11 protein-coding genes are annotated in these 14,898 nt (G+C 62.6%); 5 read left to right on the top strand and 6 right to left on the bottom strand.

What is annotated here, in order from left to right:
• Positions 1-41: 41 nt before the first annotated feature.
• Both BLP76_RS14190 and BLP76_RS14185 read right to left on the bottom strand, forming a co-directional pair.
• Positions 42-1,775 (bottom strand): amino acid adenylation domain-containing protein, encoded by a 1,734-nt coding sequence (locus BLP76_RS14190; protein ID WP_092814625.1) that lies wholly within the window; start codon positions 1,773-1,775, stop codon positions 42-44.
• Positions 1,776-1,841: 66 nt separating this feature from the next.
• Positions 1,842-3,080, bottom strand: a complete 1,239-nt coding sequence (locus BLP76_RS14185) for a polysaccharide biosynthesis/export family protein (RefSeq protein ID WP_092814622.1) — start codon at positions 3,078-3,080, stop codon at positions 1,842-1,844.
• Positions 3,081-3,236: 156 nt separating this feature from the next.
• Between BLP76_RS14185 and BLP76_RS14180 the strand changes: the two genes are divergently transcribed.
• From BLP76_RS14180 to BLP76_RS14170, 3 genes are all read left to right on the top strand, one after another.
• Positions 3,237-3,980 carry a sugar transferase gene (locus BLP76_RS14180; protein WP_092814619.1) on the top strand — a complete coding sequence of 248 codons (744 nt, stop codon included), beginning with the start codon at positions 3,237-3,239 and terminating at the stop codon, positions 3,978-3,980.
• The gene (locus BLP76_RS14175) at positions 3,970-5,934 is read left to right on the top strand and encodes a tyrosine-protein kinase domain-containing protein (RefSeq protein ID WP_170130531.1); all 1,965 of its coding nucleotides are present in this window, start codon (positions 3,970-3,972) and stop codon (positions 5,932-5,934) included. Before BLP76_RS14180 ends, BLP76_RS14175 begins: the two co-directional genes overlap by 11 nt.
• A gap of 217 nt (positions 5,935-6,151) precedes the next feature.
• Entirely contained in the window at positions 6,152-7,561 is a 1,410-nt protein-coding gene (locus tag BLP76_RS14170; RefSeq protein ID WP_170130530.1) for an O-antigen ligase family protein, read from the top strand.
• 52 nt (positions 7,562-7,613) lie between these two features.
• Here BLP76_RS14170 and BLP76_RS14165 read toward each other — a convergent pair whose 3' ends face one another.
• Entirely contained in the window at positions 7,614-9,074 is a 1,461-nt protein-coding gene (locus tag BLP76_RS14165) for an oligosaccharide flippase family protein (protein WP_092814611.1), read from the bottom strand.
• The gene (locus BLP76_RS14160; RefSeq protein ID WP_092814608.1) at positions 9,065-10,396 is read right to left on the bottom strand and encodes a glycosyltransferase; all 1,332 of its coding nucleotides are present in this window, start codon (positions 10,394-10,396) and stop codon (positions 9,065-9,067) included. Before BLP76_RS14160 ends, BLP76_RS14165 begins: the two co-directional genes overlap by 10 nt.
• A 327-nt stretch (positions 10,397-10,723) precedes the next feature.
• On the opposite strand from BLP76_RS14160, the gene BLP76_RS14155 reads away from it, so the two are divergent.
• Positions 10,724-11,923 carry a glycosyltransferase gene (locus tag BLP76_RS14155; RefSeq protein WP_170130529.1) on the top strand — a complete coding sequence of 400 codons (1,200 nt, stop codon included), beginning with the start codon at positions 10,724-10,726 and terminating at the stop codon, positions 11,921-11,923.
• A 490-nt stretch (positions 11,924-12,413) separates the two neighbouring features.
• Here the strand turns inward: BLP76_RS14155 and BLP76_RS14150 are convergent, their stop codons facing one another.
• Positions 12,414-12,758, bottom strand: coding sequence for a hypothetical protein (locus BLP76_RS14150; RefSeq protein ID WP_092814602.1), 345 nt, complete (start codon positions 12,756-12,758; stop codon positions 12,414-12,416).
• Positions 12,759-13,575: 817 nt separating this feature from the next.
• Here BLP76_RS14150 and BLP76_RS18815 point away from each other — a divergent pair.
• The gene (locus BLP76_RS18815) at positions 13,576-14,067 is read left to right on the top strand and encodes a 4'-phosphopantetheinyl transferase family protein (RefSeq protein ID WP_170130528.1); all 492 of its coding nucleotides are present in this window, start codon (positions 13,576-13,578) and stop codon (positions 14,065-14,067) included.
• Here the strand turns inward: BLP76_RS18815 and BLP76_RS14135 are convergent.
• Entirely contained in the window at positions 14,062-14,868 is an 807-nt protein-coding gene (locus BLP76_RS14135) for an IclR family transcriptional regulator (RefSeq protein WP_092814594.1), read from the bottom strand. The genes BLP76_RS18815 and BLP76_RS14135 overlap by 6 nt on opposite strands.
• Positions 14,869-14,898: the final 30 nt, after the last annotated feature.

Genomic DNA, 14,898 nt, shown 5'->3' with positions numbered 1-14,898 from the left:
ATCGGCTCCTCTGCCGTGGCCTTCGGCTTTGTTGTCTTCTCTCATGCAGCTTCTTCTCTCGCGGCTCTGTGCCCGGCCGGTGCCATGGCGGGATTGCCCCCTCTTTCGTATCCGGGACTTCCGGGGCTTTCCGACAAGGTCGCAAGAAGCGCCGCCCGGTCGAGCTTGCCGTTTCGGCTGACCGGAAATTTCTCCAACACGAGCAATCTTGCCGGAACGGCCTCCGGCGACAGTTTCTGACGCAGACTTTCCATGATCGCCGCCTCATCGGGCATCGCCTGCGCAGAGCGCAGAAAGGCGACGACCTGTTTTTCGCCGGGACGGATCTCGCGCACCGTCGCGACGGCGTCGGCGATGTTCGGCATCCCCTCCAGGATGGCTTCGATCTCGGACAGCTCGACGCGTTTGCCGTTGATCTTCACCTGCAGGTCGGCGCGCCCGATGAATTCGATGTCGCCATCGGGATTTCTCCGCACGAGGTCGCCGGTGCGGTAGAGTTTCGCCCCGCTTTCTTTGGCAAAGGGATCGTCGAGGAACGACCGCTCGGTTCGCTCCGTGTCGGCGAAATAGCCGAGCGCCACGCCGAGGCCGCCGGTATAGAGTTCGCCGATCTCGCCATCCGGGACCGGTTGCATGTTGCTATCCAGAATATGCGTCGTGGTGCCGGAAATCGCCTGGCCGATCGGCGCCGATGACGGCAACGGGCCCGTTGGCGGCAGCGGGTAGGTGGTGGTGAAGGTGGTGTTTTCCGTCGGACCGTAACAGTTCACCAGATGCGTGTGCGGGAGCAGTCGGCGCGCCTTCTCGGCATGTGCGACGGAGAGAACGTCGCCACCGGTCAAGATCTGCCTGAGGGGGGTGAGATCCTCGGACACCTCTTCGATCATCAGGTTGAAGAGACCGGAGGTCAGCCACAATGTGGTGACGCCATGGCGGCGAACGGCCTCGCCGATATCGAGCGGTGAGGGCTTCGGATTGTCGATGAAGGCGAGGGCGCCGCCATTGAGAAGCGGTGCCCAGATCTCGAAGGTCGACGCGTCGAAGGCGAGGGGCGCGAATTGAAGAAAGACCTCGCTTTCGTCCATCCGGGCGTAATCGGCGTCCTTCACCAGCCGCACGATGCCTCGATGCGGGACCATCACCCCCTTCGGCGCGCCGGTCGAACCGGACGTGAACATGATGTAGGCGAGATCCTCCGCGCCGGGAGGTGGGCTTACAAGGCGCGGTTCTGCGGCGGCGATCCGCTCAGCCTCATGCTGCACACAGAAGATGTCGCCGTCCCAGTCGGCGCCTGCAGGAACGCGGGCGAGCAGCTCCTCGTCGACCATTGCGAGAGGGGCGTTCAAACGTGCGAAGAGCGCGCCGATCTGAGCGTCGGTCAGGCTGGGGTCGATCGGCACATAGGCGGCGCCAAGTTTTAGAATGGCAAGATAGACCGCCACACTGACCGGTCTCTGGAGGGTGAGGGTCGGGACGAGATCGCCCCGTCCGACGCCCCGCTGCCTCAAAACCTGGGCGATGAGGTTCGACCATTGGTCGAGCGCGAGATAGGTGATCGGGCCGGCGTCTGCGAGAAGTGCCGCAGCGGCGGGCCGCCGGGCGACCTGCTCGGTAAAACAATCGACGACAGAGCGAGAGGGGGCCGGTGTCTGAGATGTTTTATCTCCAGCTTCGGTACGCTCCGTCGGACGTCCTACCGTTTTCTCTGTTGGAGCTCGATTGCTTCCGCCGAACAGCGCTGCAAGCCTGCCGGCACTTCGTCCCGTGAAAGCCATTTCGCGTTCCTGTCGTTCGTTCCGAATGACGGCGAGGCGTTATCTGGAGATTCCGCCGCCGTGCGATCAGTTGAGTTGCGTCGTGAAGAGTTCCCGCGGCAGCTCCAGCTTCACCTCGACAACATCGCCCGGCATCAGCCGAGCGTCTTCCGAGGCGGGCAGGCTCTGTGGTTTGCCCTCAGAGTTGCTGCGATGGATGATGATGTCCGCGGGGGCGTGCCGGCGCACAAGGTCTGACTGCAGCAGGCCGGCATAGAGGAGTTTCTGGCCTGCCGAGAGCAACCCCGTCCGGGTGGTTTCCAGCTCGAGGCGGGCATCCTTCAGGGCTTTGAGCAGGGTCACCTCGCGCTCGGCGTCGAGGGTGTTGTACCGACGGGCGAGCCCGTCGCGCTCGACGGTCGCGCGCAGCTTTTCGACGGTGGTTTCGAGCTGCTGGCTGCTCGTCAACAAGATGGCACGACGCGCATCGCTGATCCGTGTCGATTGCGCGAGGCCCTTCTTGTCAAGCTCTTTCAGATTGTCGAGCTCTGCGCGCGCTGCCGCCAGTTCCGCAGTCTGCATTTCGTCCCGCTCTTCCAAGGTGTCGATCTGGCGCTCGGTCTCCCTGAGTGTCTTGGCGAGCTGTTCGCGGTCCAGAACGTGATCGGAAAGGTCGAGGGAGAGCTGTTTTTTCTCGGCCTTGAGGATCTGGGAGACGAGTTCGGGGGCGATCGGGACTGTGGGAATGTCCGTGTGCCCGATGTCGTCGCGGCCCTGCAGCTCGGCTTCGAGGCGCCACACGGTCGCCTGCTGATGGGCGAAGGCGATCCATAAGGCCGCGTAATCGGTGCGGGCATTCTCCATCTCGATGAAGGGATCGGCCTGGCGCAGCCGTGCCACGTCGTAACCGCCGGCCAGCGTCACCGCCTGGCGGACCGTGAGATCGGGGCGATACGTGACTTCGCCCGGTTCACCCACATCGCCATGTACGTAGACGGGCCGGCTCGCAACGAGATCGAAGAAGACATCGTCCGCCGTGATCGACACGACCTGACCATTAGGATTTTGTAGTTTCGGACGGTAACTTTTTCCTGGCGCGTCGCGTTTCAGCCGCGCACGCACCTGCGAGGGTGAAAGCCCCTCGACTTTGATATCTCCGAAGAGGGGAAGTGAAACGACGCCGTCTGCCGCAACCGTGGTGCGTCGTGTCAAGTCCTGAACGCCGGTAACCGTCATTTCTACGATGTCGCCGGTCTGGAGCGGGAGTTCGTCGGCTGCCGATACGCTGCTGAGCGAAAGCATAAGAATGAGAATAACTAGTTTCATTAGCTTTCTCTCGTATTTAAACTTGTGGAGAAAGTGCGGTTCGGCAGGCGCATTCCCGTTCCACTCGCTTTCGACTTAACGAGGATGTTGACAGGAATTCTAACAAATGTCTAACTGAAATTAGCATAATTTTAATCTTTGAGGCTGGTGCTGTCGATGAGCGAGCTTTCGGACTTCGAGTTTGCCTCGCGTTCCGGCAATGCGTCTGTCAGTCCTGTTGCCGTGCAGGATGTCGCGATCCTGCCGCGACGAATGCCTGTCCTCGTCAGGGGGGAGGTCTGTGATGCCGAGGTTGGCGAGGGTAGCCCTTATCTTCTCGCCCCCTCCAAGCGGATGGCCGACATCGTTTTGGCTCTTGCGCTGATCGCGCTCTTTCTGCCGTTGATGGCGCTCATCTACGCCGCGGTCAGGATAACGAGCCGGGGCCCGGTCATCTTCCGCCAGGAACGAAGCGGTTTGGGCGGGCGAAGCTTTCAGATCTACAAGTTCCGCTCGATGTATTTCTCGAACGGCGAGGATTTTCGCCAGGCCGGTCGAAGCGACGGGCGCGTGACGCCGGTCGGACGGGTTCTGCGCATGACGAGCGCGGATGAGCTTCCACAGTTTTTCAACGTGCTCTTCGGCGACATGTCGATCGTGGGACCACGCCCCCATGTCGCGTCGCTGGATGCGGCGTATGCCACGCTCGTGCAAGGCTATCCTGGCCGGGTGCGGGCGCGACCGGGCATTACCGGGCTCGCCCAAATCCGCGGGCAGCGGGGCGAGACGCCAACGGTGGAGGTGATGCAGGCGCGCGTCAATTCCGACCTGGAATATGTGCGCGAAGCCTCGCTCCGCCTCGATGCCCGAATCCTCGTCGTCACCATCATCTACGTGTTGTTCAGCAAAGATGCGTACTGACCCTCTCTCCATAGCCGGGGCGCAGGAGACGCCCACTCAAGCCGGCGTCGAAACCGGTGCCGGCAGTCTTCTGTGGATGCTCGGCCTCCTCGTCCGGCGCAAATGGGTGGTGGTGCTCGTCGCCGCGGTCGTCTTCATGGGGATGGCGGCGGTGATTGCGAAACTGACGCCTTCCTACCGCGCCACGGCTCTCGTCCTGCTCCCTTCCGTACCGGTCGACGATCCGCGGACGGCCGAGGAAAAGACCGTCTCGCCCATGCTTCCTTCCTTCATCATCGCCTCGGAAGCGGCCGTTCTGGGCAGCGAGGAAGTCGCTCGCAGGGTCATCGAGACGTTGGATCTCCAGGACGAACCGAGCTTTGCCGCGAAGCCGTCCTGGCGAACGAGGCTGCGGAACTGGGGCGCGTCCTTCTTCGGGGGAAACGAGGTGGGAGCTTCGGCCTGGAGCGCCGACGAGCTCGAGCGGGACCGGCTTCTGCAAATCTACATGAAGAAGCTCTCCACCTATAATGACGGGCTGTCGACTGCCGCACTGATCAGCTTCACCTGGAGCGATCCGCATCTCGCCGCCAAGATCGTCAATGCGCACGCGGCCACCTATATCGGCATGCAGGTCGAGCGACGGACGCTTGCGCTTCAGCATGTCGTCGACCTTTTGAGCGCACAGATGCAGGAGCGACGTGCGGATGTCGAAGCGGCGACCCATGCGCTGTCATCGGCCCAAGCCGCATCGGGAGGGAACTCGCCGCTTGTTGCTTCAGTCTCCGGGTCAGGGGCCGCTTCGGTGGCAGGGTCGTTGCCGGATCTCCAAAGCGATCTCGATAGAGCCCGGGGCGCGCTGGCGCAGACACAGAGCCGTCTTGTCGAAGCCACATCGAGATTGCACGACGGCCAGCTGCAGAGCGCCGATTTCGTCGCCGATGATGCCAAGGTCGTGTCGCGGGCTTCTGTGCCGACGCGCCAGATTTTTCCCAAGGTGGTGCTTTTCCTCCTCGTTGCCGCAATCGTTTCACTCGCGGCCGGGCTTGCGGTCGCGATGGTGGTCGATCATCTCGCGAGCCGGTGGCGACGCAACGCCGCTCAGGTCGAGAGCATCGGTCTTCCGATCTTGGGGGCGATCTCGCTCAACGTCTCGAGCCGGCTTTCCTCGAACCGAGGCATCCGTGTGAGGTTCTGGGAGGAGATCCGATTCGTGCGCAACCGCCTGCTTCATGAAAGCGGGAAGCCAGCGCGCGTGGTGCTTGTCGTCTCGGCGATGCCGCGGGAAGGCAAGTCGCTTGCCGCGGCCGCGCTCGCTCAGAGTTTCGCGGCGACGGGGAGAAGGGTTCTTCTGCTGGATGCCGACCTCCGGCACGGGGCGGGCGATCATGCGTGTGTGCCATCTCTCGGGAAAACGGGGCTCAGCGATCTGCTCGGCGCGTCTGGCGGGAAGGGGCGTTCTGGGCAGCGTGATGCGATCATGGCCGTTGAGGGGACGTCGCTTCATGTTCTCGCGGCCGGGAATGCTGCCGGAAGTGATGCGAACGCCATCGATGCTCTCGCATCGCCGGTCTTGCCGAAGCTCATCGAGGCGCTGCGGCGTGACTACGATGTGATCGTCATCGACAGTCCGCCGCTCAACGTCGTCTCGGACGCAACGTCTCTCGCCACACTTGCCGATCAAACGCTGCTTCTCTGCCATATCGGGCGTTTCTCGCCGGCCGCCCTCGATCAGACGATCACGCTCCTGCGCGCCTGCCGCGCGGAGATCTCCGGCGTGGTGCTGACCGGGAACAGCGTTTTCGCGAAAGAAGGTATTTTGCGCCACGGCGCGCCGGTTCCGTCGCGGGCCCAAAAGGGGCTTACGAAACTGCGCCCGACCCTCACGGTTGCCTCACTCGTGAAGGCCTATCCTACCCCGCAGCCCGTCGGTGGGGCATCCCTGCCGGAAGCTGCGGCCGCCTCTCCGTCCTAGGATGAGAGCCGGGGGGCCGGCGGTTCCGCCGCCGGCGAGCGACACTGGGCGAGATCGGGCCTCCGAGGGAGCTTCGCCCAGCCGTGCTTTCCCAAGCGGATCTGCGCCCGCCGGCGGTGGGCCGGGTCGGTTCGTTTCTGCTTCTGGCGGACCTGCTTCTGACGGGCTTTTGGGTCGCGTCTTGCTGCAGGCGCAGATTCTGGCCTTGATCGGGATCATGGCCGCGCCTGCGTTCACGAGCGCGGCCGGCCTTCTGCGGCTCGCTCTACCGGCGGGTGCTCTCGTCGTTGCCGTTTTCTTTCTGCTGCGGGGCGATATGAGGCGGTATATCGCCTTCTGCCTGTGGCTCTTCCTTCTGACGCCGTTCATCCGGCGGATGGTCGATTTTCACGCCGGCTTTCTCGATTACAGCCCTCTGCTGCTTTCGCCCTATGCGGCGCTCGCTCCGGCTGCCGGCGCACTTGCCTTTGCAATGGCGAATCTCCGTCACCCGATGTCTGCCGGGCTTCTCCTCGTCGTGGCGGCCGCGGTCTATGGGCTCATGCTGGCAGCTCTCAACGGCCAGTTCCTTCCCGGGGCCTACGATCTCCTTCTCTGGGTGTTACCGGCGGCGTTCGGCATGTTCGTGGCGTGCAATCCCTCCTGGGTCGGACATCTGCGACGCGATCTCACCGTGTTTTCGGTCTTCTCCGGCATCGTTCTCGGCCTCTATGCGCTCTATCAGTTCCGCTACATGCCCGGCTGGGACGCGCTTTGGATGAAGAAGACGCTCATGCCGACGATCGGCGAGCCCTATCCCTATAAGGTTCGCGTCTTCGCCACGATGAACTCGCCCGCATCTCTGGCCTTGTTTCTGCTCTTGCCGTTGTCGATGCTCATCGTCTCGAAAGGCGCCCTGCGCTGGGTCGCTTTGGCGCTCGGCTTCGTGGCGCTCGGCCTCACGGCGGTGCGGACTGCCTGGGTCGGCATCTTCATCATCGGCGCCTATTGTTTCCTCCTCGGGTCCGGCCGCATCAGAACCTCGATGCTCGCGCTCGCCCTGGTGCTCGTGGTGGTGGCGCCCATGGCCCTGCTGACCGATCAGGGGACAAAGATCGTCAGTCAGCGAATCGAATCCATGCTCGATGCCCGCTCCGACGTCAGTGCCAATGAGAGGCTCCACGTCTATTCGGCCGCCTTCGAGGAAATGGAGCGCCATGTGTTCGGCTCCGGCCTTGGGGGATCGCGGGCAGATCCGGCCACCAAGAGCGGCGTTCAGGCGATGCAGATCGATAGCGGCCCGATCGCTGCGATGCTGGCGGTGGGGGTCGTCGGCGCTCTCGTCTATTACGTGGGGATCGGCTTCGTCGTCGCCTTTCTCTTCATTCCGGGCCCCACGTTAAGGGCGGAGGAGAGGGCGCTCGTTCTCGCCGCGCAGGCAATTGCCGTGTCCTATCTCGTGATGAGCCTCCTGATCCCGGCCACTTTCGGGGAGCATGGGGTCGTCTTCTGGTTCATGCTCGGTATGGGGGTGGCGCAAATCACGGCTGCGCGTGCGGAGATGCGCCTCACGTCACAGAACCGGGCGTCGCCCGCTGCCGGTATCGCACCTGGACCCGCGGTCGCCCCTCTTCCCACGCATCTCTGATTGCCGTTTTCGGGACGGATCGATGGGCGGCGGTCTGCCGCCCGGCGGTGCCTCACAGATGGATGAGCCGATCGCGCAGATAGCGGAGGTCCGCAAGGGTCAGATAAGGACGCGGCAGCGGCAGCTTCAGCGAGAGTTTGATCCCGATCAGGATGAGGGTGAGGCGGAGAAGCGTGACCGCGAGGATTGCCCAGGCCGCCCCAAGCGCGCCGTCGCGGGAGGCCATGACGTAGACCGACACCAGCATGGCCACAAAGCATGTCGCCTCCACGGCGGAGACGTAGCCGGGGCGGTTCAATGCCTGGAAGAGCTGCGCGCTGATATTGGCAAGGCCGAAGATGATCGCCTCTGCGAGAAGGACGTGGAAGATCGGAACCACGGGCGCGAATTCCTGGCCGTAGAGCAGCACCAGGAGCGGGGCTCCCCACCACATGCCTGTGAGCCAGGTGAGGACGAGAAGGGCAAGCGCAAAGCGAAAGGTATGATCGTAATGCCGCTTTGCATCGCTCGCTTCGGCTCTCGCCATCTTGGAGAGGAGCACGCTGTTGATTGGCATGATCCACGCCATGGCAATGCGGGAGAAGCTGAAGGCAATCACATAGAAGCCCAGCTCTGCGGGTGCGACGAGGCCGATCAGGATCAGACGGTCGGTATATTCCGCACAGGTGGTGACGATGTCGGCGGGCCCGGCGCGTAGGCTGTAGGAGAGCATCGACCGTGCATGGCGTCGAAAATCGCCTCGTGCGATGCCCATGCGGCCCAAGAAGGCTGGGATCTGCGTGATGAGCGCCAGGCTGATCCCCGCAATCGACGCCAAAATGGCGGCTTGCCAATTCATCTCCGCGAAGGCCAGCACCCCCATAAGTGCGCAGAAATAGAAAAGATTGGGCGCGAGGCGGCCGTAATTGTTGAAGGTAAAGGCGCCCAGTCCGATGAGGGCGCAGCACAGGAGGGCCTGTGAACCGCCGAAGACAGAGGTGAGCGCGGCGATACGGGCGTAAAGGATCGCTTGCGGATCGTACTGCGTCATCAGGTGGGGGATTGCGACAAGCGCGACCGTGAGAACGAGGCTTCCCCAGCCGGCCGCCAGCACAAAAGCGATCTGCGCGATCCTTGCTCGGTCATCCCGGTTCTTGGCCACATGATAGGTCGTGGCGGCGCCGATGCCGGCTGTGGAGATCAAAGCCAGGAACTGCGTCCAGAGCACGACTGCGGAATAGATGCCGCGACCGTCCGGCCCAAGCAGCCGCGCGGTGATGATGCCGGTGACGATATTGACGAAGAGGATGGCGGCAAAGGTCGCCATCGATTGCATGACGGCATAGATGGCGGTGGGCGCTTTTAGGATGCGGCCCGGCAGATGCAGGAGGCTCGCGGCGAGAATGGCGCGCATGGAGGGGGCCGCCACGGCGCCATCGCCATTGATGGGCGTGAGGTCCACGGACGCGATGCCTGCGGTCGCGATGCGTGCGGTCGCGGCATCGGTTTTCGCCTGATCGCCAGCTACAGCCACAGGGCCGGCTTCCGCGGGTATTCCGGCCCATCCCGATTGGCGGTGCCGGGATTGCCGTCGACGAGAGCCGCGTTCGGCTGCGAGTATTCCGGTCGAGAGGCCGAGAAGAGGCCAGGATGCCAGCGCGGAGCCGAGGCGGTCTCCTCGCACGCAAGCCGCATCCTCTGGTCGCTGAGAACCTTCTCGTAGATCTCGGCAATGCGCGCCCGGAAGACGTCCGGCGAGAAACGTTTCCGTGCTGTGCCGGCCACAAGCGATGCCGGTACGCGCTCCTGCTGTCTCAGGACTGCGAGCACGGCCTTGGCGACGGCGTCGGCATCGTCGCGAGGGACGAGAGTGCCTCCCGCCTCCGTGCAGACGGCGTCGCGAACGCCCCCGATGTCCGTGGCGACGACCGGTCTGCCCACGATTTGCGCTTCCGCGAGGACCATGCCGAAGGATTCGTTGCTCGATGAGGTCAACGCCACGACATCCATCCCGGCCATCCAGGATGGCATGTCCGCCTGAAAGCCGGTGAAGCTCACGCGGCCGCGCAAAGCCGGGGTCTCCGCCATGCGATGGAGGCGTTTTGCGTACTCTTCCTTATCTTTGAGTGCGAGCGGGCCGACGATCCAGAAATGGGCGGCGGGCTCCTGTGCTGAGATCTTCTCGGCAGCCTCAAGGAAAACGTGCTGCGCTTTTCGCGGCTCGATGACGCCGAAGATGCCGATATTGTAACGCGCGCCTTTCTCCACGATCGGCGCGGTCGGGCGCGCTTTGGCTGCCTTTTCGATGAATTGCGGGTCGACGCCGTTCGGAACGATCTCGACCTTTTCACGGGAGACGCCGATCGTATCGAGGAGTTCACGGCTCGCCCCGGAAACGCAGATGAAGCGATCCACATGACGTGCGGTCCAGCGAAGGGCGAGCCGGTGCTGCGGTTTGATGGGCAGGATCTCATGCACATGCATGACCACCGGAATGCCGAGGCGACGGGCGGCGGGGAGCGCGTAAAGCGCTCCGACCGGGTGGTGAACGTGAACGAGCTTGATCTTTCCGGAGGTCAATAGGCGTCCAATCTGACGGCTGCCGGCGCGCCATGCCTGGAAATAATTCCAAAGCGCGAGAGGATCTGAGGTGGCGCGCATCCGCTCGACGCCGCAAGCGGCCAGCGGGATCGAAAGCGAACGGGCGGCCTCCGCAAGATCGCCGCCGTCGGGGCAGGTGAGGACAGGGGAATAGCCGTATTGCTCCATTCCTCGCGCGAGCGTCAGGATCACGCGCTCGGCCCCGCCGAGAAAGCCGACGCGACTTACGTGGAGAACGGCGCGCTCTGCACACATGCTGGCACCCTCATCTTCAACCCTTGCCTCACGACGCGGAGCCGTGCCGAGCCCTGCTCAGAGCGGCGTGCCGTTGGCTAAGTTTTTAGATGAAGACGGAATATTCTTGGCGCAGTCAATATATAATGCTAATTAATTTATAATTATGCTAATCCCAGAGTGGCTCGAACGCTCGACCTGCCGAAAGCCGCAGAGCGAGTGCTTTGGCCGAGGCGCATGCGCCTGGTCGCTGCGTCGGGCTGGTTGCTGTGCCGGGCGGCGGTCGTCTCCTTCCGGGGAGGGCTGGAGCGCTTGTGTGGGCGTGAGGCTTTCGGGTCTGGAGGGGGAATGAGGGTTGCTCTGATCCACGAAGCGCTGACCGTCTACGGCGGCGCCGAAAAGGTGCTCGAGGAGTTGATGCGGATGTTCCCGGAGGCTCCCGTCTTCGTACCGCTCTACGAACCGTCGGCGTTTCCTGAGACGTTCCAAAAGGCCGATATTCGCGCCACCTGGATCAACAGGTTTCCTCTGGTGCGGCGCCACCCCCGTGCGCTCTTTCCCCTCTATCCTCTGCTGATGAGCTCGATCGACCTCTCTGGCTACGACCTCGTCATCAGCAGCTCGTTCAACTTCGCGCACAATGTGGTCACGCCACCGGAAAGCTGCCATGTGTGCTACTGCCATTCCCCGCCCCGCTTTCTCTGGGATTACAACGCCTATGCCCGACGCGAGGGCTTTGGCGTCTGGAAGCGGCGGGTCGTGGAATCCATGCTCCCGCGGCTTCGTTCCATGGACCGCGCCGCGGCGCAGGGGGTCGATTTCTGGGTGAGCACGAGCACCCTCGTGGAGCAGCGGATCCGCAAGACCTACCGCCGTCGCAGCACCATCATCCCCCCGCCTGTCGATGTGAACGAGTTCAAGCCGGGAAGCGGCCGTGGCGAGTACTTCCTGCTCTTGATGCGCCTCGTCGGCTGGAAGCGGCCTGATATTGCCGTCAAAGCCTGCAGCGAGCTCGGCGTGAAGCTCATCGTGGCAGGCGACGGCAGGGAGATGCGGCATCTCAAGGCTATTGCCGGGCCGAGTGTCGAATTCGTCGGGCGTGTGGATGGGGAGGCGAAGGCCGAGCTCTATCGAAATTGCACGGCTCTAATCCTGACCTCCGTGGAGGATTTCGGCATTACGCCGCTTGAGGCGATGGCTTCGGGACGCCCGGTGATCGCATTGGGTGAGGGGGGAGCTCTCGACACGGTGGTGCCCGGTGAGACCGGGGAGCTGTTTGACGAACAGACCTGCGAGAGCCTGAAACGGGCGCTCATGCACTTCAATCCAGAGCGCTATGATCCTGCTGCTATTCGGCGGCATGCCGAGATTTTCGACAGCCGCCAGTTTCGGACAAGGCTGAACAGCTTTCTCGGTCGCTCGATCAGGCTCTATTCTCGGAGGATGAGCGAAGCCGCTGTCGATGAGCCACACCTTGCCGGAAGCCCGGAGGTGAGTGCTCCGGAGTGGCAAGCGGAGCCTCGCTTTCCCGTGCGTATGCGCCTTTGAAATTTAGTACTCGCAGGTGTTCGATAATTAAATATATCGGTTACGCAAGGAAACTGGAAAGTTCCATTAGAAGATAGATGGTATTTTAATCCAATTTGAAATCCATCTTGTTATGCCTCTCATTTCTCCATATAATTTTGCGAGGTGATTGCTTGTAGGTGAGTGTGTATGCCGTGTCACAATATCTCCACTGGCGAAAGCTGTGAGCAATGCCGTTTCTGGGCGCGTCAAGGCAACAAATTTGCCGGGGAATGTCGCCGTTACCCGCCGCATTATTCAGAAGGGTCGCGTGGTCGCCCGCTGGAGTTGAAGCGGGTCTACCCGATGGTCCCTCCAACGGATTGGTGCGGAGAATTCAGGCCAAAGGTGGCGGAATTACTTTAATTGCGGATCTGCGCCTTGCTCGGAGCCGGGTGGCGATACTTCGAGGCGGGCTTGATGTTTCCGCGATAGTCGGCGGGTATGCGATTTCGGAGATGCCGCGAAGGAGTTATGGGCGCCGATCGTTTTCCCAGATCGTGTGGATGCGATGCGCGCTCGGTGTCGAGATCTGAAACAGCTTTGCCACTTCGATCTGTTTCATGCCGCGATCGAAGGCGGCATAAACGGCAGTCTTGCCGAGGCGCGTCAGCCGATCGCCTTTTTTCCAGGCGGGGTTGAATGCGCTGAGGTCGACCGGGCTGGCCTCCCCGCTCGGGCGGAGTTTCGCGATGACCTCGTCGAGCGCGGCGGCCGCGGCGAGGCAATAATCGCGCTGTGCCTCCAGGTATCTGAGTTTCGCCTCTGGTGAGAGGGTCTCGTATTCGGACCCCTCCAGTAACGGCCGCATCATCATGTCTAGAATTCTCCCTCCGGATTGCTGATCGGATGCGCCAGGTGGCCTGCCGGTCGTCCCGAATCGTTGGGCTACGCCTAAATCTTGTTCATGGGTACGCGGATTTCTAGGGCGATAGGATAAAATTGAGGCCTCTACTGCTACATTTTGTTGACTTTTTCTATTTTCTTGATGTGATGCCAACCATAAGGAATCCGCGACCCCTGCCGTCTCGGACCGATGCCGCTGCAGATTAAGGGTGTCGAGGATATGTTGGCGTATCGGGGCCTCTTCCTTGTCTGTGCTGCTGTCGGGTGCTGGTTCGCCTTGTATTGGGTGGTGGGCTGTGCGGCCTCGGCAGAAAGCGGCGTGTGTCGGGCTCCGGATTCCAGGCGGATCGCCGTTCCGTTCGAATTCGCTCGGACGTTCTTCTCTCCTTTCTACCCGGGCTATGCGCTGAATGTCGGTGTCCTCATGCCGCATATCGCGGCCCATCGGATTGCTCTCAGGCACAGCGAGGCGGAGGGCTTCATCGACACGAATGCGGGTATGAGTGGAGTTCTGCCGCGCCGGAGTGGGTGATGTCGTGTCACCTTCGCTGGCTGAAGATGACATCCACCTCTGGACCTGGCGGCTCGACGGCGATTTCCTGAGTGCGTGCGGTGACTGGCTCACCCCTGAGGAGAGAGATCGCTGCGCAGGGCTGTCTGAGCCTCATGCTCAGATCCGCTTCGCCGCGGCCCGCAATGGTCTCCGGTTTCTGCTGGCCCATTATCTCGGTAGCGAGCCCTCGGACGTCGTTTTGAAAGAAGGTCGGTTCGGGAAGCCTTGCCTCGGCTTGGACGCCAGCCTGGCGTTCAATCTCTCGCATGCCGGTGACATCGCTGCCGTCGCACTGTGCCGTGGCGGCGAAGTGGGGATCGATATCGAGGCGGAAACGGCGGGGCATATCGAGCTCCGCGGGATCCTCTCGGCGGAGGAGGGGTGGCAACTTCACCTGCTCGGCCTGCCGCTCGACCGTTCCGTTCTGCTTCAGATCTGGGTTTGGAAGGAGGCGGTGTTGAAGGCGTCGGGCCTCGGCCTGACGGTCGATCCCGATACAGTCGTTCTCACTTTCGAGCGGCAGGGGCGCCGGCTCCTGGCGCGAAGCGGTGCGATTCCAGATTTGGGCTCCTATGGGCTCCGGAGTTTTGTGCCGGTGCCGGGGTTTGTCGGGGCCGTGGCCGTGACGCGGGAAGGTCTGCGGATGTTCTCTTTCTCGCTTTGCCGCGAACACCTGAACGAGGCATGCCGGATGTGGTCGGACGTGGGCCGGATCAAGGCCTCATAACTTGCCCGGGCCGCCCTCCGTGCAGCCCATCTCCAGAGAGATCCGCGATGCCGCATTGCAGACCTGCCTGACCAGCTCATCCTGGCGGGCCTCGTCGAAGCGGTACATGGGCAGCGTGATGGTGATGGCGCCGACGGGGCGGTGCCGAAGGTCGCGCACGATTGCAGAAATGCCGCCTGCATCTTCCGAAAGCTCGCCGCGATTGATGGCAAAGCCGCGCATGCGGATCTCGTCGATCTGGCCGCGAAGTGCCTGCGGGTCGGTGATTGTGTGAGGCGTATGGCGCGGCAGGCTCTCTGCGAGGATCGCCTCGATCTCCGCTTCGGGCGCAAAGGCCAGAAGCAGCTTGCCCGAGGCCGTGCAGTGGGGTGCGTTGCTTTGGCCGGGCCCTGCATAATGCGTAATCGCGTTGGTGCCGATGACCTGGTCGAGGCTGATCGCTTCCAGCCCGTTCCAGACGCTGAAGCTCGCCGTCTCGCCTGTGTCGTGCGCCAGGCGCTCCATGTGTTTGTGGGCGATCGTGGAGATGCCGCGGCTCGTCAGGATCGGCGCTGCGATGGCGATCAGGCCGATGCCCAGGATGATGCGTTCGCTTGCCGGCTCGCGCTCCAGAAGCCCCTCGTCTTCGAGCGTGGCGACGACGCGTGAAATCGAGCTTTTGTGGAGCCCGATGCGGCGCGCGATCTCGTTGATGCCGATGCTTCCGCCGGCCTGCGACACGCAACGCAGAACCTCCACGGCGTGCCTTGCGGCGGCAACTCCGGGACGGCGGGCGGTCGGTTCTGCTGAATTCTTAGGCATCGCTGCATTCTGACCTCTTTGAGGCACCTA

The organism is Afifella marina DSM 2698, assembly GCF_900102695.1.
GTDB lineage: Bacteria > Pseudomonadota > Alphaproteobacteria > Rhizobiales > Afifellaceae > Afifella > Afifella marina.
Note: the sequence above shows the minus strand (reverse complement) of the source record. Positions and strands in the feature narration are given on the sequence as shown.

What these genes read in the sequence shown, in the direction of transcription:
- BLP76_RS14190 (WP_092814625.1), bottom strand. Translation starts at nt 1,775, where the DNA reads ATGGCTTTCACGGGACGAAGTGCCGGCAGGCTTGCAGCGCTGTTCGGC.
- BLP76_RS14185 (WP_092814622.1), bottom strand. Translation starts at nt 3,080, where the DNA reads ATGAAACTAGTTATTCTCATTCTTATGCTTTCGCTCAGCAGCGTATCG.
- BLP76_RS14180 (WP_092814619.1), top strand. Translation starts at nt 3,237, where the DNA reads ATGAGCGAGCTTTCGGACTTCGAGTTTGCCTCGCGTTCCGGCAATGCG.
- BLP76_RS14175 (WP_170130531.1), top strand. Translation starts at nt 3,970, where the DNA reads ATGCGTACTGACCCTCTCTCCATAGCCGGGGCGCAGGAGACGCCCACT.
- BLP76_RS14170 (WP_170130530.1), top strand. Translation starts at nt 6,152, where the DNA reads ATGGCCGCGCCTGCGTTCACGAGCGCGGCCGGCCTTCTGCGGCTCGCT.
- BLP76_RS14160 (WP_092814608.1), bottom strand. Translation starts at nt 10,396, where the DNA reads ATGTGTGCAGAGCGCGCCGTTCTCCACGTAAGTCGCGTCGGCTTTCTC.
- BLP76_RS14155 (WP_170130529.1), top strand. Translation starts at nt 10,724, where the DNA reads ATGAGGGTTGCTCTGATCCACGAAGCGCTGACCGTCTACGGCGGCGCC.
- BLP76_RS14150 (WP_092814602.1), bottom strand. Translation starts at nt 12,758, where the DNA reads ATGATGATGCGGCCGTTACTGGAGGGGTCCGAATACGAGACCCTCTCA.
- BLP76_RS14135 (WP_092814594.1), bottom strand. Translation starts at nt 14,868, where the DNA reads ATGCCTAAGAATTCAGCAGAACCGACCGCCCGCCGTCCCGGAGTTGCC.